Genomic DNA, 21,362 nt, shown 5'->3' with positions numbered 1-21,362 from the left:
GTGGTGTGTGTACTATCGCCTTCGCGAGCAAGCCCGCTCCCTCACTTGGCCGGTGTACACAGAAACACTGTGGGCTTGCCCGCGATGAGGCCCTGAAGATCACCTAGACCGGCGTGCCCAGCAGCACATTGCTCGGCGCAAACTGCACCTGAACCTGCGTGCCTTCACTTGCTGCCAGCGCCTTGAGCTGCTCGGGCGCCGCCAGTGCACATAGCACCAGGCCATTGGGCAAGGTGATGCGCACCTCACTGGGGCCATCATCGGCATCAAGCATGGCCTCGATCACGCCGCCCATGCAGTTGAATCCAGGCATCGGCGCTTGGTCGGCGGCGATCAGCTCCAGCCAACCAGCCTTGATCAGCGCGACCACTTCAGTGCCGATTTCCAGTTCCAGGCGCAGGGTGCTGTCATGGGTGATTTGCGCATCGAGGATCAAGCCACCGGCCAGCTCCAGGCGCACTCGATCATTGCGGCCATGGCTGTCGATGGCGATCACTTGGCCATGCAATTGGTTACGCGCACTGGTGCGCAGCATCAGGCGGCCCAGCAGGTTGAAATCGCTGGCGTCTTCGGCAGCCTCCAGGACCTGGGCCTGCACGGTCTGCAAGCGCTGATACAGGCGCAACACCCGTTCACCTTCGGCCGAGAGCCGCGCGCCGCCGCCGCCCTTGCCGCCGACGCTGCGTTCAACCAGGGGCTTTTGCGCCAGGTTGTTCAGTTCATCGATGGCATCCCACGCGGCCTTGTAGCTCAAACCGGCGCTTTTCGCGGCACGGGTGATGGAGCCCTGCTCGGCGATATGTTGCAGCAAGGCGATACGCTGGGGGCGACGAACGATGTGTTGGCTCAACAGAGACGGTAAAGGCATGGCGAACGGCTGCACACTGGCTTGGGATACGCGGGACGTTGCGGGCAGGCGTCGCCGGAGTCAAGTCATGTGCCGGGCTTGGGTGTGCGCGCCAGGCAATACACATCGACCTGGCGCGCGCCGGCGTGTAGCAGCAGGCGGGCCAGGCTGTGGGCGGTGGCGCCGGTGGTCAGCACATCGTCCACCAGCGCCAGGTGTTGGCCCTGCACCTGCGCGCCCGGGGCCAGGGCAAAGGCCTTGAGCAGGTTGCGTTGGCGCTGCCTGGCGTCCAGTTGCTGTTGGGCGATGGTGTCCTGGGGGCGCAGCAGCAGTTGTTCATCCACAGGCAGGTCGAGGTCCCGGCCCAGCCAGCGGGCGAGCATGGCGGCCTGGTTGTAGCCGCGCTGGCGCAGGCGTTTGGTGGCCATCGGCACAGGAAGCAGGCGGTCGGGGCGTGCCAGTTCGGCGTTGTCGAAGCGGTCTTGCAGGCATTGCCCCAGCAGGCTTGCCAGTAGATGCCCCAGGGGCCATTTGCCCTGATGTTTGAAGCGGCTGATCAGGCTGTCCAGCGGAAAGCCATAGGTCCAGGGCGCCACGACTTGCTGGAATGCCGGGGGTGAGTGCAGGCATTGGCCGCAGGTCAGGCCGCTGACGGGTAAGGGCAGGGCGCACACCTGGCAGCAATCCGTCAGCCACGGCAGGTCGATTTCGCAGGCATTGCATAGCGTAGCGGGGGAGTCCGTGGCTTCATCGCAGAGCAAACAGGTCTGGTTGCTTTTTAACCAGATGTAAACCTCGTGTTTGTAGTCAGGTTGACAGTGCATGAATCTTCCTTAAATATGCCGAGCATCCGTGTCGTGCCTGTGGGTATTGCCCTTCCCACAGCGCTTGCCCAAGCATAAACAAGGAATCGCCCATGAGCGCCAGCCTCACTGCCACCTTGCGTCACGACTGGTCTTTGGCCGAAGTCAAAGCCCTGTTCGTCCAGCCGTTCAATGACCTGCTGTTCCAGGCGCAGACCGTGCACCGCGCGCATTTCGATGCCAATCGAGTGCAGGTTTCGACCTTGCTGTCGATCAAGACCGGTGCCTGCCCGGAAGATTGCAAATATTGTCCGCAGTCGGGCCACTACAACACCGGCCTGGAAAAAGAAAAGCTGATGGAAGTGCAGAAAGTCCTCGAAGAGGCGGCACGTGCCAAGGCCATCGGTTCGACCCGCTTCTGCATGGGCGCCGCGTGGAAGCATCCATCGGCCAAAGACATGCCCTATGTGTTGCAGATGGTCAAAGGCGTCAAGGCCATGGGCCTGGAAACCTGCATGACCCTGGGTCGTCTGGACCAGGACCAAACCGAGGCCCTGGCCCAGGCGGGCCTGGACTACTACAACCACAACCTGGATACGTCGCCGGAGTTCTACGGCTCGATCATCACCACCCGCACCTACAGCGAACGCCTGCAAACCCTGGCGTATGTACGTGATTCGGGGATGAAGATCTGCTCGGGCGGTATCCTCGGCATGGGCGAATCCCTCGACGACCGCGCCAACCTGCTGATCCAGTTGGCCAACCTGCCGGAGCATCCGGAATCGGTGCCGATCAACATGCTGGTGAAGGTGGCCGGTACGCCCCTGGAGAATGCCGAGGATATCGACCCGTTCGACTTTATCCGCATGCTCGCCGTGGCGCGCATCCTGATGCCGCAATCCCATGTGCGGCTGTCCGCCGGCCGTGAAGCGATGAACGAGCAGATGCAGGCTTTGGCGTTCTTTGCCGGTGCCAACTCGATTTTCTACGGCGACAAGTTGCTGACCACCGCCAACCCGCAGGCCGACAAGGACATGCAGTTGTTCTCACGGCTGGGCATCCTGCCGGAAGCCCGTGAAGAGCACGCCGATGAAGTGCACCAGGCGGCGATTGAGCAGGCGTTGGTCGAGCAGAAAAGCAGCGAGCAGTTCTACAACGCTGTCGTCTGATTGAAATGCCATCCAAATGTGGGAGCGGGCTTGCCCGCGATCAGGGAGGGTCAGTCAAGACATTAGCTGGCTGACACACCGTAATCGCGGGCAAGCCCGCTCCCACATTTTTGATCGAGTTCAATCCCTTGAATATGAGGCCAGCATGTCTTTTGATCTCGCCGCGCGCCTCGCTGCCCGCCGTACAGAACACCTCTATCGCCAGCGCCCGCTGCTGCAAAGTCCCCAGGGCCCGCAGGTGGTGGTGGACGGCCAGCCGTTGTTGGCCTTTTGCAATAACGACTACCTGGGCCTGGCCAATCACCCGCAAGTGATTGAAGCCTGGCAGGCCGGTGCTGCCCGTTGGGGCGTGGGCGGAGGGGCCTCGCACTTGGTCGTCGGCCACAGCACGCCACACCATGAGTTGGAGGAGGCGCTGGCCGAGTTCACCGGGCGCCCGCGTGCGCTGTTGTTCACCACCGGTTATATGGCCAACCTCGGTACCGTCACCGCCTTGGTGGGGCAGGGCGATACGGTACTCGAAGACCGGCTCAACCACGCGTCCCTGCTGGATGCAGGCTTACTGTCCGGCGCGCGGTTCAATCGCTATCTGCATAACGATGCGGTCAGCCTGGCCAAGCGCCTGGAAAGAGCCTGCGGCAATACCCTGGTAGTCACTGACGGCGTGTTCAGCATGGACGGCGACCTTGCGGACCTACCGGCCCTGGCCCGCGAAACCCGGGCCAAGGGCGCCTGGCTGATGGTGGATGATGCCCATGGCTTCGGGCCGTTGGGCGCCACGGGCGGCGGGATCGTCGAGCATTTTGGCCTGAGCCAGGAGGATGTGCCGGTGTTGGTTGGCACCCTGGGCAAAGCCTTCGGGACCGCCGGGGCGTTCGTTGCTGGCAGCGAGGAGTTGATCGAAAGCCTGATCCAATTCGCCCGCCCGTATATCTACACCACCAGCCAACCGCCGGCGCTGGCCTGCGCCACTCTCAAAAGCCTGGAACTGCTGCGCAGCGAGCACTGGCGGCGTGAGCATTTGCACACGCTGATCCGCCAGTTCCGCCAGGGTGCCGAGCAGATCGGCCTGGTGTTGATGGACAGCTTTACCCCGATCCAGCCAATCATGATTGGCGACAGTGCGCGCGCGGTGCGCCTGTCGCAGATGCTGCGAGAGCGCGGCATCATGGTCACGGCCATCCGCCCGCCCACCGTGCCGGCCGGCAGTGCCCGTTTGCGTGTGACCTTGACGGCCGCCCACACTGAGGCGCAGGTGCGACTATTGTTAGACGCATTGGAAGAGTGTTTCCGCTTGTCAGACCCGGAGTCCGACCATGCGTGATCGACTGATACTGCTCCCCGGCTGGGGGCTGGGTGTGTCGCCACTGGAGCCCTTGGCCGCCGCCTTGCGTGGTCTGGATGAGCGCTTGCGGGTGGATATCGAACCGTTGCCGGTGCTCACCAGCAGCGACCCTGATGAATGGCTCGACGAGCTCGATGCCACGTTGCCAGACAACGCCTGGCTGGGCGGTTGGTCCCTGGGCGGAATGCTCGCATCCGAGTTGGCGGCACGGCGCGGCGATCGCTGCTGCGGCTTGCTGACCTTGGCCAGTAACCCCTGTTTTGTGGCGCACGAGGGCTGGCCCAGCGCAATGCCGGCCGAGACGTTCGACGCGTTCCTGGCGGGTTGCCACGCCGATTCGCAAGTCACCCTCAAGCGCTTTGGCCTGTTGTGCGCCAAGGGGACGCAAGACCCACGGGGCATCGCGCGCTTGCTGGTCAGCAGCGCGCCGGCTACGGCGTCCAGTGCGCTGATGAGCGGCCTGGAGCTGCTTGTACAACTGGACACCCGCGAGGCCTTGCAGGCCTTTCGTGGCCCGCAGTTGCACGTGTTCGCCGGCCTGGATGAGTTGGTGCCCTGCGAGGCCGCCACTGAGCTGCTGAAGTTATTGCCTGATGTTGAGGTCGGTCTGATTGAGCAGGCCGGACACGCTTTCCTACTGGACAACCCCCATGGAGTGGCGGCGGCGATCCAGGCTTTTTTGCATGAGTGCGGCGATGACTGATTTGTCCCATCCTCCACTGCCGGGTGCCTTGCCTGACAAACGCCAGGTGGCGGCGTCGTTTTCCAGGGCGGCGGCCAGTTATGACAGCGTTGCAGCGTTGCAGCGTGACGTGGGCAGCGAGTTGCTTGGGCGCTTGCCATCGGCGTTGATGCCCCGGCGCTGGCTGGATCTGGGCTGCGGCACCGGATTTTTCAGCCGCGCATTGAATAGCACGTTCCCGCAGGGCCAAGGCCTGGCGCTGGATATCGCCGAAGGGATGCTCAGCCACGCGCGGCCCTTGGGCGGTGCCGAGCACTTTATCGCCGGGGATGCCGAGCGTTTGCCGCTACAAGAGGGTAGTTGCGGGCTGGTCTTCTCCAGCCTGGCGGTGCAGTGGTGTGCTGACTTCCCGGCGGTACTCAGTGAGGCGCGGCGGGTGTTGCAGCCCGGTGGCGTGCTGGCGTTTGCCAGCCTGTGCGTCGGCACCCTGGATGAGTTGCGCGACAGTTGGCGGGCGGCGGACGCAATGGTTCACGTCAACCGGTTCCGCCCGTTCAGCACGTACCAACAGCAGTGCGCGGCCAGTGGCTTGCGCGTGGTGAGCCTGGAGCAGCGCCCCCACGTGTTGCATTACCCGGATGTACGCAGCCTGACCCACGAACTGAAAGCTTTGGGGGCCCACAATCTCAACCCGGGGCGCCCTGGCGGCTTGACGGGCCGGGCGCGGATTGTCGCCTTGGTGCAGGCCTACGAGCAGTTGCGCCAGGCCCAGGGCCTGCCAGCCACCTATCAAGTCGTGTATGCCGTACTGGAGAAGCCCTTATGAGCGCTGCCTATTTCGTCACGGGCACCGACACCGATGTCGGCAAGACCACCGTCGCCGCAGGCCTGTTGCATGCGGCCCGGCAAGCAGGCAAGAGCACCGCTGCCGGCAAGCCGGTGGCCTCGGGCTGCGAAGTGACCACACGGGGCTTGCGCAACGCCGATGCTCTGGCCTTGCTGGCGGAGTGTTCGTTGCCGCTGGCCTATGCCGAAGTCAATCCACTGGCCTTTGAACCCGCCATCGCGCCGCACCTGGCGGCCCGTGAAGCGGGTGTGGCGCTGACCGTGCAAGCCCTGCTCAAGCCGATGCAGCACATCCTCGACAAACACGCGGACTTCACCCTGATTGAAGGTGCTGGTGGCTGGCGCGTGCCGCTGGCTGATCAGGACAACCTGTCGGATTTGGCCAAGGCCTTGCAGTTACCGGTGATCCTGGTGGTGGGCGTGCGCCTGGGGTGTATCAATCATGCGCTGCTGAGCGCCGAAGCCATCGCCCGGGACGGTTTGCCACTGGCGGGATGGGTGGCCAATATCATCGATCCGAAGACCTCCCGTCTGGAAGAAAACCTCGCCACCTTGGCCGAACGCCTGCCGGCGCCGTGCCTGGGCCGGGTGCCACGGCTCAAGCAACCCACGGCCGAAGCGGTGGCCGAGTACCTGCAACTGGACTTGCTTGATTAGTTTTTCCTAGGGATAAGGCATTATGCCATTAGTGTTATTGACGGGCCTTTTGCCAGATTGTCTGCTTCAATAAGGATTCACGATTTATTGCAAGGCAGGTTTACGCCATGGAAATCTCTGGAAGCAGTGCGTTTTATTCAGGCCTGAGCACTATTCAGGCCGGGCAAAACCGCGTCGACCAGGCCGCCGGCAAAATCGCCAGTGCTGCCACCAGCCAGCCTTCGGATGCGCAGAATGACCGCTTGCAGGCGGTCAATCGCGGCCAGCCGACCAGCTCCGCGAGCAATATGGTGGAACTGGCTGAAGGCAAGCTCCAGGTTGAGCTGGGCGCGAAAGTCGCCAAGGCTTCCGACGAAATGCTCGGCACGTTGATCGACACCTACGCCTGATCCAGCGGGATCATTGTGGCGAGGGGGCTAGTCCCCCGTTGGGCTGCGAAGCAGCCCCAGAATCTGCCACCTCGGTGTATCTGATAAGTCTCGGTGTGTCTTATTGGGGCTGCTTCGCAGCCCAGCGGGGGACAAGCCCCCTCGCCACGACAAGCCTCTAGCCATCCCCGATTTCTTCAACATACCTATCTTCCAATCTTTGACCGGTCATGCGGCATCACGCTGCAGGCCTTGTCGCGCCTGGCGTTGACCTGCGTCATGACAAACGGCATCTGCGGGGCGCTTGACAAGGATTGGGCGTAAACGTATGTTTCAAACAACTGTTTGACCGCTACAACAAATCCACGCGGTTGTTCATTCCAGGATTCATCAGCAGAGGTTTATCGCTATGCCTGACTACAAGGCCCCCTTGCGTGATATTCGCTTCGTTCGTGACGAACTGCTCGGCTACGAAGCGCACTATCAGAGCCTGCCGGCTTGCCAGGACGCTACCCCAGACATGGTTGACGCCATTCTCGAAGAAGGCGCCAAGTTTTGTGAGCAAGTGCTGGCCCCGTTGAACCGCGTCGGTGACATCGAAGGGTGCACCTGGAGCGAGTCAGGCGTTAAAACCCCTACTGGTTTCAAAGAAGCCTACAAACAATTCGTCGAAGGTGGCTGGCCAAGCCTGGCCCACGACGTGGCGCACGGCGGCCAAGGCCTGCCGGAATCCCTGGGCCTGGCCGTCAGCGAGATGGTCGGTGAAGCGAACTGGTCGTGGGGCATGTACCCAGGCCTGTCCCATGGCGCGATGAACACCATTTCCGAGCACGGTACCCCCGAGCAGCAAGATGCCTACCTGACCAAACTGGTCTCGGGCGAGTGGACCGGCACCATGTGCCTGACCGAGCCGCACTGCGGCACCGACCTGGGCATGCTGCGCACCAAGGCCGAACCTCAGGCCGACGGTTCCTACAAAGTCTCCGGGACCAAGATCTTCATCTCGGCCGGTGAACACGACATGGCCGACAACATCGTCCACATCGTACTGGCCCGCCTGCCGGATGCTCCGGCTGGCACCAAAGGCATTTCGCTGTTTATCGTGCCTAAGTTCCTGCCCAACGCCGATGGTTCGGTGGGTGAGCGCAACGCGGTGTCCTGTGGCTCCCTGGAACACAAGATGGGTATCCACGGCAACGCCACCTGCGTGATGAACTTCGACGCGGCCACCGGTTACCTGATCGGCCCGGCGAACAAAGGCCTGAACTGCATGTTCACCTTTATGAACACCGCTCGCCTGGGTACCGCACTGCAAGGCCTATCCCATGCCGAGATCGGTTTCCAGGGTGGCTTGAAATATGCGCGTGACCGCCTGCAAATGCGTTCCCTGACTGGCCCGAAAGCGCCGGACAAGGCCGCTGACCCGATCATCGTCCACCCGGACGTGCGTCGCATGCTGCTGACCATGAAAGCCTTCGCTGAAGGCAACCGTGCGATGGTGTACTTCACCGCCAAGCAAGTGGATATCGTCAAGTACGGCACCGACGACGAAGCCAAGAAACAGGCTGATGGCCTGCTGGCTTTCATGACCCCGATCGCCAAGGCGTTCATGACCGAAGTCGGTTTTGAATCTGCCAACCACGGCGTACAGATCTACGGCGGTCACGGCTTCATCGCCGAGTGGGGCATGGAGCAGAACGTTCGCGACAGCCGCATCTCGATGCTGTACGAAGGCACCACCGGCATCCAGGCGTTGGACCTGCTCGGCCGTAAAGTGCTGATGACCCAGGGCGAAGCGCTCAAGGGCTTCACCAAGATCGTGCACAAGTTCTGCCAGGCCAACGAAGGCAACGCAGCGGTCAGCGAGTTCGTCGCACCGTTGGCGGCACTGAACAAGGAATGGGGCGAGTTGACCATGAAGGTCGGCATGGCTGCCATGAAGGACCGTGAAGAAGTCGGTGCCGCCTCCGTGGACTACCTGATGTACTCCGGTTATGCCTGCCTGGCTTACTTCTGGGCCGACATGGCGCGCCTGGCTGCCGAAAAACTGGCTGCCGGCACCAGTGAAGAAGGCTTCTACACCGCCAAGCTGCAGACTGCGCGCTTCTACTTCCAGCGCATCCTGCCGCGTACCCGTACCCACGTAGCGACCATGCTGTCGGGTGCCAACAACCTGATGGACATGAAAGAAGAGAACTTCGACCTGGGCTACTAAGCCCCGGCGGGTTCACTGCCAGGCCGCCGCTCTTTCGGGAGCGGCGGCTTTTTTATAGGCGGGTGAAAAAACCTGAGTGGCGCGCTCAGGGATTGCCCGTTGCTGCCGTTACAGTGATGGCAATGTGATACGGGTCACATTGAGTGTGCTTAACTGTCAGCAGTGAAGGCATTGTGCCATCTTTTTTGTGGGTCGGAGCTTTACCCTTGTCGCGCGCGTCTGCTGTACGTTTCAGTCATTTCCTACCATCGTTGCTGTTATTGCTGGCGGGGTTGTCGGCTGCTTACGTCAAGGACCTCAACGTCTTCTTCACCTCGCTGTTCAACGTGCTGCCGACCCTGGTGTTGCTGCTGGGCGGTGCCTATTGCGCGGTGTACCGCCGCCAGCGTGAGCTGTTCCTGATGGCGACGGTGTACGTCGCTTACTTCCTCCTGGATACCCAGACCGATTTCTATCGCGACCATGGCCGCGTGCGCGAAGACGCTGCCGTGGTGTTTCATCTGGTGTGCCTGCTGTTGCCGATGTTGTTCAGTATCTATGCCCTCTGGCAGGAGAAAACCCACCTGTTCCGCGACTTTGTCGCACGTTGCGCGGTGCTGCTCGCCGTGGGCAGCGTAGCCCTTGGCCTGGAGCAGAGTTACCCGGGACCGTTGCTCAACTGGTTGGCGGAGATTCGCTGGCCGGCGTTGCATGGCGCGTGGATGAGCTTGGTCCAACTGTCGTACCCGATGTTCCTGCTGGGTTTTGTCGCCCTGGCAGCCCAGTACTGGCGCGAGCCGCGGCCGTTGCATGCGGCGCAGTTGGTGGGGTTGCTGGGGATGTTCTGGATGTTGCCGCAGACCTTTATTCTGCCGTTCACCCTGAACATCATGTGCAGCCAGGTGATGTTGATGATCGCTGCGGGTGTGTCCCATGAGGCCTATCAAATGGCCTTTCGCGATGAGCTCACCGGCCTGCCGGGGCGTCGCGCCCTCAACGAGCGCATGCAGCGCCTGGGGCGCAACTATGTACTGGCGATGAGCGACGTCGACCACTTCAAGCGCTTCAACGACACCCACGGTCACGACGTCGGCGACCAGGTGCTGCGGTTGGTCGCCAGTAAACTGTCGAAAGTCAGCGGCGGCGGTCGGGCCTATCGGTATGGCGGCGAAGAATTTGCCGTAGTGTTCGCCGGCAAGACCCTGGATGAGTGCCTGCCGCACCTGGAAGCAATCCGCGAGGTTATTGCCAACTACCACATCAAGTTGCGCAACCAGGACAGTCGCCCCCAGGACGATCACCAGGGGCGTCAGCGCCGTTCGGGTGGCGGCGACTCCAGCGTGTCGGTGACCGTCAGCATCGGCGTCGCCGAGCGCCAGGTCGAGCAGCGCACCCCGGAAGAAGTGCTCAAGTCTGCTGACCAGGCGCTGTACAACGCCAAGGGTGCCGGGCGTAACTGTGTAGTGGCGGCCGGCCAGAACCGCCGTGGCGCGGTGCGCATGCAGGGCGCTGCCGGTTGAGTGATGGTGGTGTATTCAGCGCCTGTACAGTGATTGTCCGGGGGCACCTACGGCAGTAGGTTGCAGTCATCTGCCGCCGGAGACATCACCATGCCTGCCTATAAAGCTCCCCTGCGCGACATGCGCTTTCTGATCGATCACGTGTTTGATTTCCCTGCTCACTACGCGGCCCTGGGCGCCACCGAGGCCAGCCCGGACATGGTCAGCGCGATCCTCGAAGAAGGCGCCAGGTTCTGCGAAAACGTGCTGGCACCGTTGAATCGCCCGGGTGATGAAGAGGGCTGCCATTTTGATAATGGCGTGGTGACCACACCCAAAGGCTTCAAGGAAGCCTTTGCGCAATATGTCGAAGGCGGCTGGCACGGCCTGGCGGCGGATCCGGCCTACGGCGGCCAAGGCTTGCCGTCTTCCCTGGGGTTGGTGCTCAGCGAGATGATCGGCTCCAGCAACACTTCCTGGGGCATGTACCCCGGCCTGACCCACGGCGCCATGTCGGCGATCCACGCCCACGGCACTGCCGAGCAGAAAGACACCTACCTGACCAAACTCACCGCCGGCCAGTGGACGGGCACCATGTGCCTGACCGAAGCCCACTGCGGCACCGACCTTGGCATCATCAAGACCCGCGCCGTGCCCCAGGCCAACGGCAGCTATGCGGTAACCGGCAGCAAGATTTTCATCTCCGCCGGTGAACACGATATGAGCGAAAACATCATCCACCTGGTGCTGGCCAAGTTGCCGGACGCGCCGGCCGGCACCAAGGGCATTTCGCTGTTTATCGTGCCCAAGTTCCTCGCCGGTTCCGGCGCGCGCAATGGGGTCAGTTGCGGCTCCATCGAACACAAGATGGGGATCAAGGCCTCGGCCACCTGCGTGCTGAACTTCGATGGTGCCGAGGGCTATCTGATCGGCGAGGCCAACAAGGGCCTGAACTGCATGTTCACCATGATGAACCATGCGCGCCTGGGCACGGGCATGCAGGGGCTGTGCCTGGGTGAAGCGAGCTTCCAGGGCGCGATCCAGTACGCCAACGACCGTCTGCAGATGCGCGCCCTGACCGGCGCCAAGGCCCCCGATAAGCCGGCAGATCCGATCATCGTGCATCCCGATGTGCGGCGCATGCTGCTGACCATGAAAGCCTTCAACGAAGGCAACCGCGCCCTGACTTATTTCACCGCGCAACTGCTGGACACCGCACACCTGAGCGACGACCCGCAGCAGCGCCAGCAGGCCGAAGACCTGTTGGCGTTCCTCACGCCGATCTGCAAAGCCTTTATGACCGAAACCGGGCTAGAGGTGACCAACCACGGCATGCAGGTGTTTGGCGGCCACGGTTTTATCCGCGAGTGGGGCATGGAACAGTTGGTGCGCGACTGCCGGATCGCGCCGATCTACGAAGGCACCAATGGGATCCAGGCCCTGGATTTGCTGGGGCGCAAGGTGTTGGGCAGCCAGGGCAAGTTGCTACGCGGCTTTACCAAAATCGTGCATAAGTTTTGCGCGGCGAATGCCGAGCATCCACAACTCAAGGCCCAAGTCGCGCAGCTCAATGAGCTGAACCAACAATGGGGCGAGTTGACGACCAAAGTCGGCATGGCCGCGATGAAAAATCCCGATGAAGTCGGCGCGGCGGCCCTGGATTACTTGATGTACAGCGGTTACATCATCCATGCCTACCTGTGGCTGCGCATGGCGCTGGTGGCCCAGGCGCAGTTGGATGCAGGCCAAGGCGATGCGGACTACGCCCGTGGCAAGTTGGCGACCTGCGAGTTTTACTTCAAGCGTCTGTTGCCGCGCACCAATGCACATCGGGCGGCGGTGGAGGCGGGCAGTGATTGCTTGATGAGCCTGCCTGCCGAGCTGTTCGCCTTGTAGGAATCGGTGGTGTGACTGTGAAATACCAATTGGTCACAAGCAGACCCTATGTGTCACAAAAGTTGTTCGGTTACACTCCGGGTCTGTGAAACCGATCCTACCGAATCACTTTTAACGTTCCTACGAGGTTTGCCATGGCTGACTACAAAGCGCCGCTGCGCGATATGCGCTTCGTCCTCAACGAAGTATTCGAGGTTGCCAAGCTGTGGGCGCAATTGCCGGCACTGGCCGAGACCGTCGACGCCCAAACCGTCGAGGCAATCCTTGAAGAGGCTGGCAAAGTCACCGCCAAGACCATCGCCCCGTTGAGCCGCAGCGGCGACGAGGAAGGTTGCCGCTGGGACAATGGCGTAGTCACCACGCCGGCCGGTTTTCCCGAAGCCTACAAAACCTATGCCGAAGGCGGCTGGGTGGGCGTAGGTGGCGACCCGGCCTACGGTGGCATGGGCATGCCCAAGGCCGTGTCGGCCCAGGTCGAAGAAATGATCAACTCCTCGGGCCTGGCGTTTGGCCTGTACCCGATGCTGACGTCCGGCGCCTGCGTGTCGATCAACACCCACGCCAGTGAAGAACTGAAAGCCACTTACCTGCCGAATATGTACGCGGGCGTGTGGGCCGGTTCCATGTGCCTGACCGAACCCCATGCCGGCACCGATCTGGGGATTATTCGTACCAAGGCTGAGCCCCAGGCAGACGGTTCCTACAAGGTCAGCGGGACCAAGATCTTCATCACCGGTGGCGAACACGACCTCACCGAAAACATCATCCACCTGGTGCTGGCCAAGTTGCCGGACGCTCCGGCCGGTCCCAAGGGCATCTCGCTGTTCCTGGTGCCCAAGTTCATGGTCAATGCCGATGGCAGCCTGGGCGCACGCAACCCGGTGACCTGTGGTTCGATCGAACACAAGATGGGCATCCAGGCTTCCGCCACTTGTGTGATGAACTTCGACGACGCCGTTGGCTACCTGGTCGGCGAGCCGAACCGTGGCCTGGCGGCGATGTTCACCATGATGAACTACGAGCGCCTGGGCGTCGGCATCCAGGGCCTGGCGACCGGCGAGCGTTCTTACCAGAACGCTGTGGAATACGCGCGTGACCGTCTGCAAAGCCGTTCGCCGACTGGCCCCAAGGCCAAGGACAAGATCGCCGACCCGATCATCAACCACCCTGACGTGCGCCGCATGTTGCTGACCATGAAGGCGGCGAACGAAGGCGGCCGTGCGTTTTCCACTTATGTGGCGATGCAACTGGACACCGCCAAGTTCAGCGAAGACGCCGCGACCCGCAAGCGCGCGGATGACCTGGTGGCGCTGCTGACCCCGGTATCCAAGGCCTTCCTCACCGACCTGGGCCTGGAAACCACCGTGCACGGCCAGCAGATCTTCGGCGGCCATGGTTATATCCGTGAGTGGGGCCAGGAGCAGTTGGTGCGTGACGTGCGTATCACGCAGATCTACGAAGGCACCAACGGCATCCAGGCGCTGGACTTGATGGGGCGCAAGATCGTTGGCAGCGGCGGGGCGTTCTACACCCTGTTTGCCGATGAGATCCGCCACTTCATCGCCACGGCCAGCAGCGACCTGGCTGAGTTCACCCAGCCCCTGAGCGCCGCGGTGGACGAACTCGACACCTTGACTGCCTGGGTGCTGGATCGCGCCAAGACCAACCCGAATGAAATCGGCGCGGCCTCGGTGGAATATCTGCATGCCTTCGGCTACATGGCCTATGCCTATATGTGGGCATTGATGGCCAAGGCGGCTTTGGGCAAGGAGACCGAGGAAGACTTCTATGCCAGCAAACTGGGGACGGCGCGCTTCTACTTCGCTCGTCTGCTGCCGCGTATTCACTCCCTGAGTGCCTCCGTGAAGGCCGGCAGTGAATCGCTGTTCTTGCTGGACGAAGCGCAGTTCTAATCGGGGGAGGTCATGTAAGCATTCTCTTACATGACGTACTGCTAATCGTCCTCTATCGCCAGATTGGATCCACAGCTAATCTACTTCACATGGACGTCGCGCAGGAAGCGCAAAGCAACAACAGGGACACGTAGGATTCTGCCAGGGTGGCGGAGTGAAATGGATGTCAGGGAAACAGTCTGCAAAGCCCCGCTTCGGCGGGGTTTTCTTATTGCCCGCGAAAAAGTTCAGGCCAGCCCGTCTACCGTGCTTGCCGGCCCATGTGGCCCATTCATCACGTCTTCGAGCAAGGTGCGCAGCAACTCCAGCGTGGCTTGCTGACGTTGTACATCTCGGCACACCAAACCCACTTTCAGCGGCACCCGTGGCTCACTCAAGGGCTTCCACAATAGCGCGTGGCTGCTGTGTTCATCCTGTGATCGGCCAGGTAGTACTGTCGCCAGCCGCGTATGAGGCAGGCTGTCGAGAATCCCCACCATAGTGTTCAGCTCGGCCTGGACCTGCGGCCGGCGCCCCAGGTTCGCCAGTTGCGCCTGCCAGATCTGCCTGATCTGGAACTCTTCCCCGAGCAACAGCATGGGCAGTTCCGCTGCTTGTTTGAGGGAGACCTTCTTGAATTCACGCAAAGGATGGTCGGCAGGGATGACTACTTTCAGTTCATCTTCATACAGCATTACGCCGTGCAAGCCCGGTTGGCGTGCCGGTAGGTAGCTGATGCCAATGTCCAGCGAGCCATTGAGCAGGCGACGTTCGATCTCCAGGCCCGTCAGCTCATAGATCTGCACCACCAGGTGTGGCTGGGCTTTGCGCACGCGTTCGAGCATCTGTGGCACCAGGCTGGTGTGCACGGTTTGCAGCACACCGATAGCCAGGGTCCGCAGCGCCTGGCCCTTGAAATGCCGCAGGGCCTCGACGGCTTGCTGCATGCCATCGAGCAGCGGCAGGGCATGGTTGTACAAGGTGTGGGCAGCCAGGGTCGGCAACAGGCGTTTACTGCTGCGTTCGAACAAGCTGACATCGAGGTGCTGCTCCAGCTGGCGGATCTGCTGCGACAGCGCTGGCTGGGAAATCGACAGGCGCTCTGCGGCCCGGCCCACATGGCCCTCTTCGTACACCGCGACGAAATAACGCAGTTGCTTGAAATCCATAAGTAATGCTTATCGAAAATGCTGGAAAATCGAAATGGCTGTACGCCCCCAAGGCGCCTAGTCTAGCGCCTATTCATAGGGCTTACAGGGCCAAGACGCGAGATGAATACCGTTTACAGCGATGGTGTTTACATAGGCAAGGCAAAAAACGAATTGCCGGGCTTCCGCCAATCCAGGGTTGCCAACAACCCGTGGGGTGTGCAGGCATGAACCTGTTCAACTTGCGCCGTCCGGCGCCGAGCCTGGACGATCTGTTACTGGACGCGAAAACCCCGATGCTGCGTGATGAGCTTTCCACTCAATCCCTGATGCCCACAGTGGCCCGCCCTCCGCAGGTTTTCGTACGCGGCCAGGGTTCGTGGCTATGGGACAGTGAAGACCGTGCCTACCTCGACTTTACCCAGGGTGGTGCGGCCAACAGCCTTGGCCACAGCCCTTCAGTACTGGTGCGCGCGTTGGCCGACCAAGCGCAAGCGCTGATCAACCCCGGCAACGGGCTGCACAACCGCAGCCAACTGAACCTGGTGGACCGCTTGTGTCACAGCACCGGCAGCGACCAGGCCTACCTGCTCAACAGCGGTACGGAAGCCTGCGAGGCGGCGATCAAGCTGGCGCGCAAGTGGGGCCAGCTACACCGTGGTGGCGCCTATCGCATTATTACCGCTGGCAACGCCAGCCACGGGCGCAGCCTGGCGACGCTGGCGGCCTCTGGCGACAATCGTTTCGAGCCACAACTGCCAGGCTTCTGCCACGTACCGTTCAATGACCTGCCCGCCCTGCATGCCGCGGTCGACGCACAAACCGTCGCGATCATGCTGGAACCGATCCAGGGCGAAGCCGGCGTCATCCCGGCCACCGAGCATTACCTCAAGGGTGTGGAGCGGTTGTGCCGGGAGTTGGGCATTCTGCTGATTCTTGATGAAGTACAGACGGGGATGGGCCGTTGCGGCACCTTGCTGGCCGAACAGCGCTACGGCGTGCGCGCCGATATCGTCGCCTTGGGTAAAGGCCTGGGTGGCGGAGTGCCATTGGCTGCGCTGCTGGCTCGCGGCAAAGCCTGCTGCTTTGAAATCGGTGAGTTGGAAGGCACCCATCACGGCAATGCCCTGATGGCGGCCGCCGGCGTCGCTGTGCTCGATAGCGTGCTGGGGCACGGCTTTCTCGAACACGTACGTGATACCAGCCAGTACCTGGGCGAAGGCCTGGCGCGGCTTGCCCACCGCTATGGCCAGGGCGAACTGCGGGGCCAGGGCCTGTTGTTGGGCCTGAGCTTGTCAGATGATTCGGCAGATGCGGTGGTAAAAGCGGCGCTTTACGAGGGCCTGATCCTCAATGCCCCACAACCCGACTGCCTGCGCTTTACCCCGGCGTTGACGGTAAGCAAGAGCAATATCGACGAAATGCTACTGCGCCTGGCCCGTGCGTTTTCCCGTGTGCACACCGCCCAACTGCAATGCCGCAAGGGCATCGCTGTTTAACCCCCTATTCCTGAACCGTCTCGCGGTATACGCAGCGCCTCCAGCTTGATTCTTTTGGCTGGGGGCGTTTTTTTTGTGTGTAATTTCTGGATTGAAAAGGACGCTTGAGGCTCATCGAGAAAAATGGCTTTTTAGCGGGCACCGGCAGGGAGTGCCGGAAGGGCGCAAAGATTTTTTGTGACCCCTATTTTTAATCTGTACCACCAGGTGGTATGTTTATGAGGAAGGGATGCCTATGAAGCTGCGACTGTTCAAAAGCCGGCATTTTGCTGATGCAGCCAGCAAGGCCTGGATCTGCGATTCGCAATTAAGAGAGGCATTTGGTGAGATGCTCAGGGGCCAGGCGGACAATCTGGGTGGTGGAGTCTGGAAGAAACGCCTCAATCACAACCGGCATCGCTCCATCGTCCTGGCGAAGGGCAGGGATTACTGGGTTTATCAGTTTCTGTTCGCCAAGCAAGATCAAAGCAATATCAGTCACAAGGAATTGACTGGGTTTCGGGCGTTGGCAAAGGCCTATGAAGGCTTAAACGAAATACAGATCCAGCAGTTGCTGGATTTCAGGGAGTTTGTGGAGATACATCATGACCAAAAAATATGAAAGCCAAGCGCTGGAGTCCATTCACCAATCGGCCAGCGCGCTGCATTCGATTGGCGCCATCAGCAAGACCACCCTTCGTGAATTTGATGAGCTGTGCATTGCGCCTGTGCCGGCACAGATACCTGCCGACCAGATCAAGCAACTGCGCGAGCGCAGTCATGTCAGCCAACCGGTGTTCGCCCGCTACCTGAACACCAGTGCGTCGACAATCAAGCAATGGGAGTCCGGCGAGAAGCAACCCAGCGGCATGGCGCTCAAGCTGCTGAGCATCGTGCAAAAGCACGGATTGGAGATCCTTGCCTGAGGAGGATGGCCCGGTGCCAGATTCCACTGAACCCTCACGCGCGGTCAGGGTCGATTAGCTGTACGGCTCACACGAGCCGATTATTCGGAGCTGACCCATGGATTTCATTCGTATCATCATCGCCATTCTGCTGCCGCCACTGGGTGTGTTCCTGCAAGTGGGTTTCGCCGGCGCGTTCTGGCTGAATATCCTGTTGACCCTGTGCGGCTACATCCCTGGCATCGTGCATGCGGTGTACATCATCGCCAAGCGTTGATCGGTCAGCCTTTGGCGATCAGCCTGGAGTTTCGCTCATTGCGAAAAGCCAGTTGCTCGATGGTCTGCGTAGCGTGCTCGGCTTCGAGCCGGGCATTGAGGATGATGCCGTGATCGGCGGATTTACTGCACACCGGGTCAGCATTGCTGGCATCCCCTGTGAGCATGAACGCCTGGCAGCGGCAGCCGCCGAAGTCCTTTTCCTTCTCGTCGCACGAGCGGCATGGCTCTGGCATCCAGTCGTAACCACGAAAGCGGTTGAAGCCAAACGAGTCGTACCAGATGTGCTGCATGCTGTGGTCGCGCACATTGGGAAACTGCACCGGCATCTGTCGGGCGCCGTGACAAGGTAGGGCAGTGCCGTCTGGTGTCACTGTCAGAAAGATACTGCCCCAGCCATTCATACAGGCCTTAGGGCGTTCCTCGTAGTAGTCCGGCGTGACAAAAATCAGCTTACACGGATGCCCTTCGGCTTCCAGCTTGGCGCGGTATTCGTTGGTGATGCGCTCGGCACGGGTCAGTTGTTCCTGGGTCGGCAGCAGGCCAACACGGTTGAGCTGGGCCCAGCCATAGAACTGGCAGGTGGCGAGTTCGACAAAGTCTGCCTCCAGCGCAATGCACAGTTCGATGATGCGGTCGATCTTGTCGATATTGTGCCGATGGGTTACGAAGTTCAGCACCATCGGATAGCCATGGGCTTTGACCGCCCGGGCCATTTCCAGCTTCTGCGCGAAAGCCTTTTTGGAGCCGGCCAGCAGGTTGTTCACCTGTTCATCGCTGGCCTGGAAGCTGATCTGGATATGGTCCAGGCCGGCTTTCTTGAAGTCGCTGATCTTCTGCTCGGTCAAGCCGATGCCGGAGGTGATCAGGTTGGTATAGAACCCCAGCTGGCGCGCCTCGGCGATCAGCTCGGCGAGATCCTGGCGCACCAGTGGCTCACCGCCGGAAAACCCCAGTTGTGCCGCGCCCATTTCCCGGGCTTCGCGAAACACCTTGATCCATTGCTCGGTACTCAACTCCTTGCCCTGCTCGGCGAAATCCAGCGGGTTGGAGCAGTACGGGCACTGGAGCGGGCAGCGATAGGTCAGCTCGGCGAGCAACCATAGCGGCAGGCCGATCTCGGGCTTTTCAGGCAAGTTCGATCCAGTGCTGTGCACGCGCCACCTCCATGAATTGCTCGATGTCTTCACCGAGTTCGGGTACGCCGGGGAATTGCTGCTCCAGCTCGCCAATGATGGCCGCCACACTGCGCTCGCCGTCGATCAAACCGCCAATCAAGGCGGCGCTGTCGTTGAGCTTGATCATGCCTTCGGGGTATAGCAACACATGGCCCTTCTGCGCTGGCTCGTACTGGTAGCGGTAACCCTGGCGCCAGGTCGGCTTTTTGCTGCGGTCGAAACTCATAGCGTGATCCCTTTATGCCAGACCCGTTGCGCGGTCACGCTGTGATAAGGCGGGCGGTTCAGTTCGTAGGCCATGCTCATGGCATCGAGCATGCTCCAAAGGATGTCGAGTTTGAACTGGAGAATCTCCAGCATCCGCTCCTGACCGGCGCGGCTGGTGTAGTGCGCAAGCGTGATCGCCAGCCCGTGCTCGACATCACGCCGGGCCTGGCCCAGGCGGGTACGGAAATACTCGTAGCCGGCAGGGTCGATCCATGGGTAATGCTGGGGCCAGCTGTCGAGGCGCGACTGGTGGATGTGCGGGGCGAACAACTCGGTCAGCGAGCTGCTGGCGGCTTCCTGCCAACTGGCCCGGCGGGCGAAATTGACGTAGGCATCCACGGCAAACCGCACGCCGGGCAACACCAGCTCCTGGGAGCGCAGTTGATCCGGGTCCAGGCCCACCGCCTGGCCCAGGCGCAGCCAGGCTTCGATGCCGCCGTCTTCGCCGGGTGCGCCGTCATGATCGAGCAGGCGCTGGATCCACTCGCGACGGATTTCCCGGTCCGGGCAGTTGGCCAGGATCGCGGCGTCCTTCAGCGGGATGTTCACCTGGTAGTAGAACCGGTTGGCGACCCAGCCCTGGATCTGCTCGCGGGTGGCCCGGCCTTCATACATCGCCACGTGGTACGGGTGATGGATATGGTAGAACGCGCCCTTGGCCCGCAAGGCCTGTTCAAATTCGGCGGGGGTCAGCGGTGTCTCGGTCATTGGGGCTCTCCTACAATTCAATGCTCATGCCGTCGTAGGCTACTTCTACATTGCGCCGCGCCAACTCGGCCCGTTCAGGCGAGTCTTCGTCGAGGATCGGGTTGGTGTTGTTGATATGGATAAGTACCTTGCGCTGCTTGGGCAATTGCTCCAGTACTTGCAGCATGCCGCCGGGGCCGTTCTGCGCCAGGTGGCCCATTTCGCGGCCCGTGCGGGTGCCGACGCCACGGCGCTGCATTTCGTCGTCATCCCACATCGTGCCGTCCACCAGCAGGCAGTCGCTTCGCGCCATGATTTGAAGCAGCGGCGCGTCGACTTTGCCCAGCCCGGGGGCGTAGAACAGTTTGCCGCCGGTGCGCAGGTCTTCGACGATCAAGCCGATATTGTCACCCGGGTGCGGGTCGAACCGATGGGGCGAGTAGGGCGGCGCGGCGCTGCGCAGGGGCAACGGGGTAAAGCGCAGGTTGGGGCAGGCAGGAATGCTGAAACTGGCGTCCAGCTCGATACGGTTCCACGCCAGGCCGCCATTCCAGTGGGTCAACATGGTGAACAGCGGGAAGCCGGTGCTCAGGTCTTCATGGACCATGTCGGTGCACCACACCTGGTGCGGGCAGCCCTCGCGCAGGCTGAGCAGGCCGGTGGTGTGGTCGATCTGGCTGTCCATCAGGATGATTGCGCTGATACCGGTATCGCGTAGCGCGCGGCCAGGTTGCATCGGCGCAAAATTTTGCAGTTGGGCGCGGATATCCGGCGAGGCGTTGCACAGCACCCAGTTCACGCCATCGTCGGAGAGGGCGATGGACGATTGGGTGCGCGCCTGGGCCCGCAGGCTGCCGTCGCGAAAGCCGGCGCAGTTCACGCAGTTGCAGTTCCACTGCGGGAAACCGCCACCGGCCGCCGAACCTAGAATCTGGACGAACATCGCTGCTCCTTTACACAAGACTCAAAATAAAAACGCCCCGGCGAGCCGAGGCGTTGCATTGCAATACAAAAGCAATCAGCGGCTGGCGAAGTACATGGTGACTTCAAAACCAATACGCAGATCAGTGTAAGCAGGTTTGGACCAGGTCATATTCATACTCCTACGAAGGGATGGGACGTTTACTACCAAGTAATACATATAGTCCACCTCCAGTCGGAGATGTTCAGATGCGTGGCGCGATTTTACTCATTTCTGGTCAAGCTAGCGCTGTCTTGGTGGAAA

Annotated in this window: 22 protein-coding genes; 14 read left to right on the top strand and 8 right to left on the bottom strand. The window is 61.2% G+C overall.

Translation table 11 applies throughout. The annotated features are described in order from the left end of the window. Positions 1-103: 103 nt before the first annotated feature. Positions 104-868, bottom strand: a complete 765-nt coding sequence (locus HKK57_RS06685; protein ID WP_169389956.1) for a TOBE domain-containing protein — start codon at positions 866-868, stop codon at positions 104-106. Positions 869-933: 65 nt separating this feature from the next. Further along, the gene (locus HKK57_RS06680; RefSeq protein WP_104911035.1) at positions 934-1,671 is read right to left on the bottom strand and encodes a ComF family protein; all 738 of its coding nucleotides are present in this window, start codon (positions 1,669-1,671) and stop codon (positions 934-936) included. 92 nt (positions 1,672-1,763) lie between these two features. Here HKK57_RS06680 and bioB point away from each other — a divergent pair, with 92 nt between their 5' ends. From bioB to HKK57_RS06630, 10 genes are all read left to right on the top strand, one after another. Beyond that, positions 1,764-2,819 carry a biotin synthase BioB gene (gene bioB / locus HKK57_RS06675; RefSeq protein WP_029296913.1) on the top strand — a complete coding sequence of 352 codons (1,056 nt, stop codon included), beginning with the start codon at positions 1,764-1,766 and terminating at the stop codon, positions 2,817-2,819. Positions 2,820-2,964: 145 nt separating this feature from the next. Then, positions 2,965-4,143 (top strand): 8-amino-7-oxononanoate synthase, encoded by a 1,179-nt coding sequence (bioF, locus tag HKK57_RS06670; protein ID WP_029296912.1) that lies wholly within the window; start codon positions 2,965-2,967, stop codon positions 4,141-4,143. Beyond that, positions 4,136-4,867, top strand: a complete 732-nt coding sequence (locus HKK57_RS06665; RefSeq protein ID WP_169389955.1) for an alpha/beta fold hydrolase — start codon at positions 4,136-4,138, stop codon at positions 4,865-4,867. Before bioF ends, HKK57_RS06665 begins: the two co-directional genes overlap by 8 nt. Then, entirely contained in the window at positions 4,860-5,672 is an 813-nt protein-coding gene (gene bioC / locus HKK57_RS06660) for a malonyl-ACP O-methyltransferase BioC (protein WP_154907924.1), read from the top strand. The genes HKK57_RS06665 and bioC overlap by 8 nt, the downstream gene beginning before the upstream one ends. Then, a complete protein-coding gene (gene bioD / locus HKK57_RS06655) occupies positions 5,669-6,349 on the top strand; it encodes a dethiobiotin synthase (RefSeq protein ID WP_029296906.1) in 681 nt (226 codons plus the stop codon). The genes bioC and bioD overlap by 4 nt, the downstream gene beginning before the upstream one ends. Positions 6,350-6,456: 107 nt before the next feature. Next, entirely contained in the window at positions 6,457-6,738 is a 282-nt protein-coding gene (locus HKK57_RS06650; protein ID WP_029296904.1) for a hypothetical protein, read from the top strand. Positions 6,739-7,126: 388 nt separating this feature from the next. Next, complete coding sequence (locus tag HKK57_RS06645; protein WP_029296902.1) at positions 7,127-8,932, top strand: phenylacyl-CoA dehydrogenase; 1,806 nt, start codon at positions 7,127-7,129, stop codon at positions 8,930-8,932. A 206-nt stretch (positions 8,933-9,138) separates the two neighbouring features. Then, complete coding sequence (locus HKK57_RS06640; protein ID WP_029296900.1) at positions 9,139-10,431, top strand: GGDEF domain-containing protein; 1,293 nt, start codon at positions 9,139-9,141, stop codon at positions 10,429-10,431. A 90-nt stretch (positions 10,432-10,521) separates the two neighbouring features. After that, positions 10,522-12,306: an acyl-CoA dehydrogenase C-terminal domain-containing protein gene (locus HKK57_RS06635; RefSeq protein WP_169389954.1), complete on the top strand. Its 1,785-nt coding sequence runs from the start codon at positions 10,522-10,524 to the stop codon at positions 12,304-12,306. Positions 12,307-12,440: 134 nt separating this feature from the next. Continuing rightward, complete coding sequence (locus tag HKK57_RS06630; RefSeq protein WP_029296896.1) at positions 12,441-14,219, top strand: acyl-CoA dehydrogenase C-terminal domain-containing protein; 1,779 nt, start codon at positions 12,441-12,443, stop codon at positions 14,217-14,219. A gap of 227 nt (positions 14,220-14,446) precedes the next feature. Here the strand turns inward: HKK57_RS06630 and HKK57_RS06625 are convergent, their stop codons facing one another. Beyond that, positions 14,447-15,367, bottom strand: coding sequence for a LysR family transcriptional regulator (locus HKK57_RS06625; protein ID WP_159908994.1), 921 nt, complete (start codon positions 15,365-15,367; stop codon positions 14,447-14,449). A gap of 206 nt (positions 15,368-15,573) precedes the next feature. Here HKK57_RS06625 and HKK57_RS06620 point away from each other — a divergent pair, with 206 nt between their 5' ends. The 4 genes from HKK57_RS06620 to HKK57_RS06605 all read left to right on the top strand — a co-directional run bounded on the left by HKK57_RS06620 (position 15,574) and on the right by HKK57_RS06605 (position 18,006). Then, a complete protein-coding gene (locus HKK57_RS06620; RefSeq protein ID WP_169389953.1) occupies positions 15,574-16,845 on the top strand; it encodes an aspartate aminotransferase family protein in 1,272 nt (423 codons plus the stop codon). A 235-nt stretch (positions 16,846-17,080) separates the two neighbouring features. Further along, positions 17,081-17,446 carry a type II toxin-antitoxin system RelE/ParE family toxin gene (locus tag HKK57_RS06615; RefSeq protein ID WP_169389952.1) on the top strand — a complete coding sequence of 122 codons (366 nt, stop codon included), beginning with the start codon at positions 17,081-17,083 and terminating at the stop codon, positions 17,444-17,446. Beyond that, positions 17,430-17,750: a helix-turn-helix domain-containing protein gene (locus HKK57_RS06610; RefSeq protein ID WP_029296888.1), complete on the top strand. Its 321-nt coding sequence runs from the start codon at positions 17,430-17,432 to the stop codon at positions 17,748-17,750. The genes HKK57_RS06615 and HKK57_RS06610 overlap by 17 nt, the downstream gene beginning before the upstream one ends. Positions 17,751-17,847: 97 nt before the next feature. Next, complete coding sequence (locus HKK57_RS06605; protein ID WP_007904205.1) at positions 17,848-18,006, top strand: YqaE/Pmp3 family membrane protein; 159 nt, start codon at positions 17,848-17,850, stop codon at positions 18,004-18,006. A gap of 4 nt (positions 18,007-18,010) precedes the next feature. Here the strand turns inward: HKK57_RS06605 and pqqE are convergent, their stop codons facing one another. The 5 genes from pqqE to pqqA all read right to left on the bottom strand — a co-directional run bounded on the left by pqqE (position 18,011) and on the right by pqqA (position 21,230). After that, positions 18,011-19,141 carry a pyrroloquinoline quinone biosynthesis protein PqqE gene (gene pqqE, locus HKK57_RS06600; protein WP_186351872.1) on the bottom strand — a complete coding sequence of 377 codons (1,131 nt, stop codon included), beginning with the start codon at positions 19,139-19,141 and terminating at the stop codon, positions 18,011-18,013. Next, a complete protein-coding gene (pqqD, locus tag HKK57_RS06595) occupies positions 19,134-19,409 on the bottom strand; it encodes a pyrroloquinoline quinone biosynthesis peptide chaperone PqqD (protein WP_070994502.1) in 276 nt (91 codons plus the stop codon). The genes pqqE and pqqD overlap by 8 nt, the downstream gene beginning before the upstream one ends. Next, on the bottom strand, positions 19,406-20,158 hold the full coding sequence (gene pqqC / locus HKK57_RS06590) for a pyrroloquinoline-quinone synthase PqqC (protein WP_029296883.1): 753 nt from the start codon (positions 20,156-20,158) through the stop codon (positions 19,406-19,408). The genes pqqD and pqqC overlap by 4 nt, the downstream gene beginning before the upstream one ends. Positions 20,159-20,168: 10 nt before the next feature. Further along, positions 20,169-21,080: a pyrroloquinoline quinone biosynthesis protein PqqB gene (gene pqqB, locus HKK57_RS06585; RefSeq protein ID WP_029296881.1), complete on the bottom strand. Its 912-nt coding sequence runs from the start codon at positions 21,078-21,080 to the stop codon at positions 20,169-20,171. Between the two features lie 75 nt (positions 21,081-21,155). After that, positions 21,156-21,230, bottom strand: coding sequence for a pyrroloquinoline quinone precursor peptide PqqA (gene pqqA / locus HKK57_RS06580; RefSeq protein ID WP_003194766.1), 75 nt, complete (start codon positions 21,228-21,230; stop codon positions 21,156-21,158). Between the last annotated feature and the right edge of the window lie 132 nt (positions 21,231-21,362).

This window comes from Pseudomonas sp. ADAK21, from assembly GCF_012935735.1.
In the GTDB taxonomy this organism is placed as follows: Bacteria; Pseudomonadota; Gammaproteobacteria; order Pseudomonadales; family Pseudomonadaceae; genus Aquipseudomonas; species Aquipseudomonas proteolytica.
The sequence above is the reverse complement of the archived record's forward strand: the minus strand, read 5'-3'. Positions and strand labels throughout refer to the sequence as shown.

Bases quoted from the DNA above. Each gene is read 5' to 3' on its own strand.
- bioF (WP_029296912.1), top strand. From the start codon at position 2,965: ATGTCTTTTGATCTCGCCGCGCGCCTCGCTGCCCGCCGTACAGAACAC.
- HKK57_RS06680 (WP_104911035.1), bottom strand. From the start codon at position 1,671: ATGCACTGTCAACCTGACTACAAACACGAGGTTTACATCTGGTTAAAA.
- HKK57_RS06685 (WP_169389956.1), bottom strand. From the start codon at position 868: ATGCCTTTACCGTCTCTGTTGAGCCAACACATCGTTCGTCGCCCCCAG.
- bioD (WP_029296906.1), top strand. From the start codon at position 5,669: ATGAGCGCTGCCTATTTCGTCACGGGCACCGACACCGATGTCGGCAAG.
- HKK57_RS06630 (WP_029296896.1), top strand. From the start codon at position 12,441: ATGGCTGACTACAAAGCGCCGCTGCGCGATATGCGCTTCGTCCTCAAC.
- HKK57_RS06635 (WP_169389954.1), top strand. From the start codon at position 10,522: ATGCCTGCCTATAAAGCTCCCCTGCGCGACATGCGCTTTCTGATCGAT.
- bioB (WP_029296913.1), top strand. From the start codon at position 1,764: ATGAGCGCCAGCCTCACTGCCACCTTGCGTCACGACTGGTCTTTGGCC.
- pqqB (WP_029296881.1), bottom strand. From the start codon at position 21,080: ATGTTCGTCCAGATTCTAGGTTCGGCGGCCGGTGGCGGTTTCCCGCAG.
- pqqD (WP_070994502.1), bottom strand. From the start codon at position 19,409: ATGAGTTTCGACCGCAGCAAAAAGCCGACCTGGCGCCAGGGTTACCGC.
- HKK57_RS06605 (WP_007904205.1), top strand. From the start codon at position 17,848: ATGGATTTCATTCGTATCATCATCGCCATTCTGCTGCCGCCACTGGGT.
- HKK57_RS06645 (WP_029296902.1), top strand. From the start codon at position 7,127: ATGCCTGACTACAAGGCCCCCTTGCGTGATATTCGCTTCGTTCGTGAC.
- HKK57_RS06620 (WP_169389953.1), top strand. From the start codon at position 15,574: ATGAACCTGTTCAACTTGCGCCGTCCGGCGCCGAGCCTGGACGATCTG.
- pqqC (WP_029296883.1), bottom strand. From the start codon at position 20,158: ATGACCGAGACACCGCTGACCCCCGCCGAATTTGAACAGGCCTTGCGG.
- HKK57_RS06615 (WP_169389952.1), top strand. From the start codon at position 17,081: ATGAAGCTGCGACTGTTCAAAAGCCGGCATTTTGCTGATGCAGCCAGC.
- HKK57_RS06610 (WP_029296888.1), top strand. From the start codon at position 17,430: ATGACCAAAAAATATGAAAGCCAAGCGCTGGAGTCCATTCACCAATCG.
- bioC (WP_154907924.1), top strand. From the start codon at position 4,860: ATGACTGATTTGTCCCATCCTCCACTGCCGGGTGCCTTGCCTGACAAA.
- HKK57_RS06665 (WP_169389955.1), top strand. From the start codon at position 4,136: ATGCGTGATCGACTGATACTGCTCCCCGGCTGGGGGCTGGGTGTGTCG.
- HKK57_RS06650 (WP_029296904.1), top strand. From the start codon at position 6,457: ATGGAAATCTCTGGAAGCAGTGCGTTTTATTCAGGCCTGAGCACTATT.
- HKK57_RS06625 (WP_159908994.1), bottom strand. From the start codon at position 15,367: ATGGATTTCAAGCAACTGCGTTATTTCGTCGCGGTGTACGAAGAGGGC.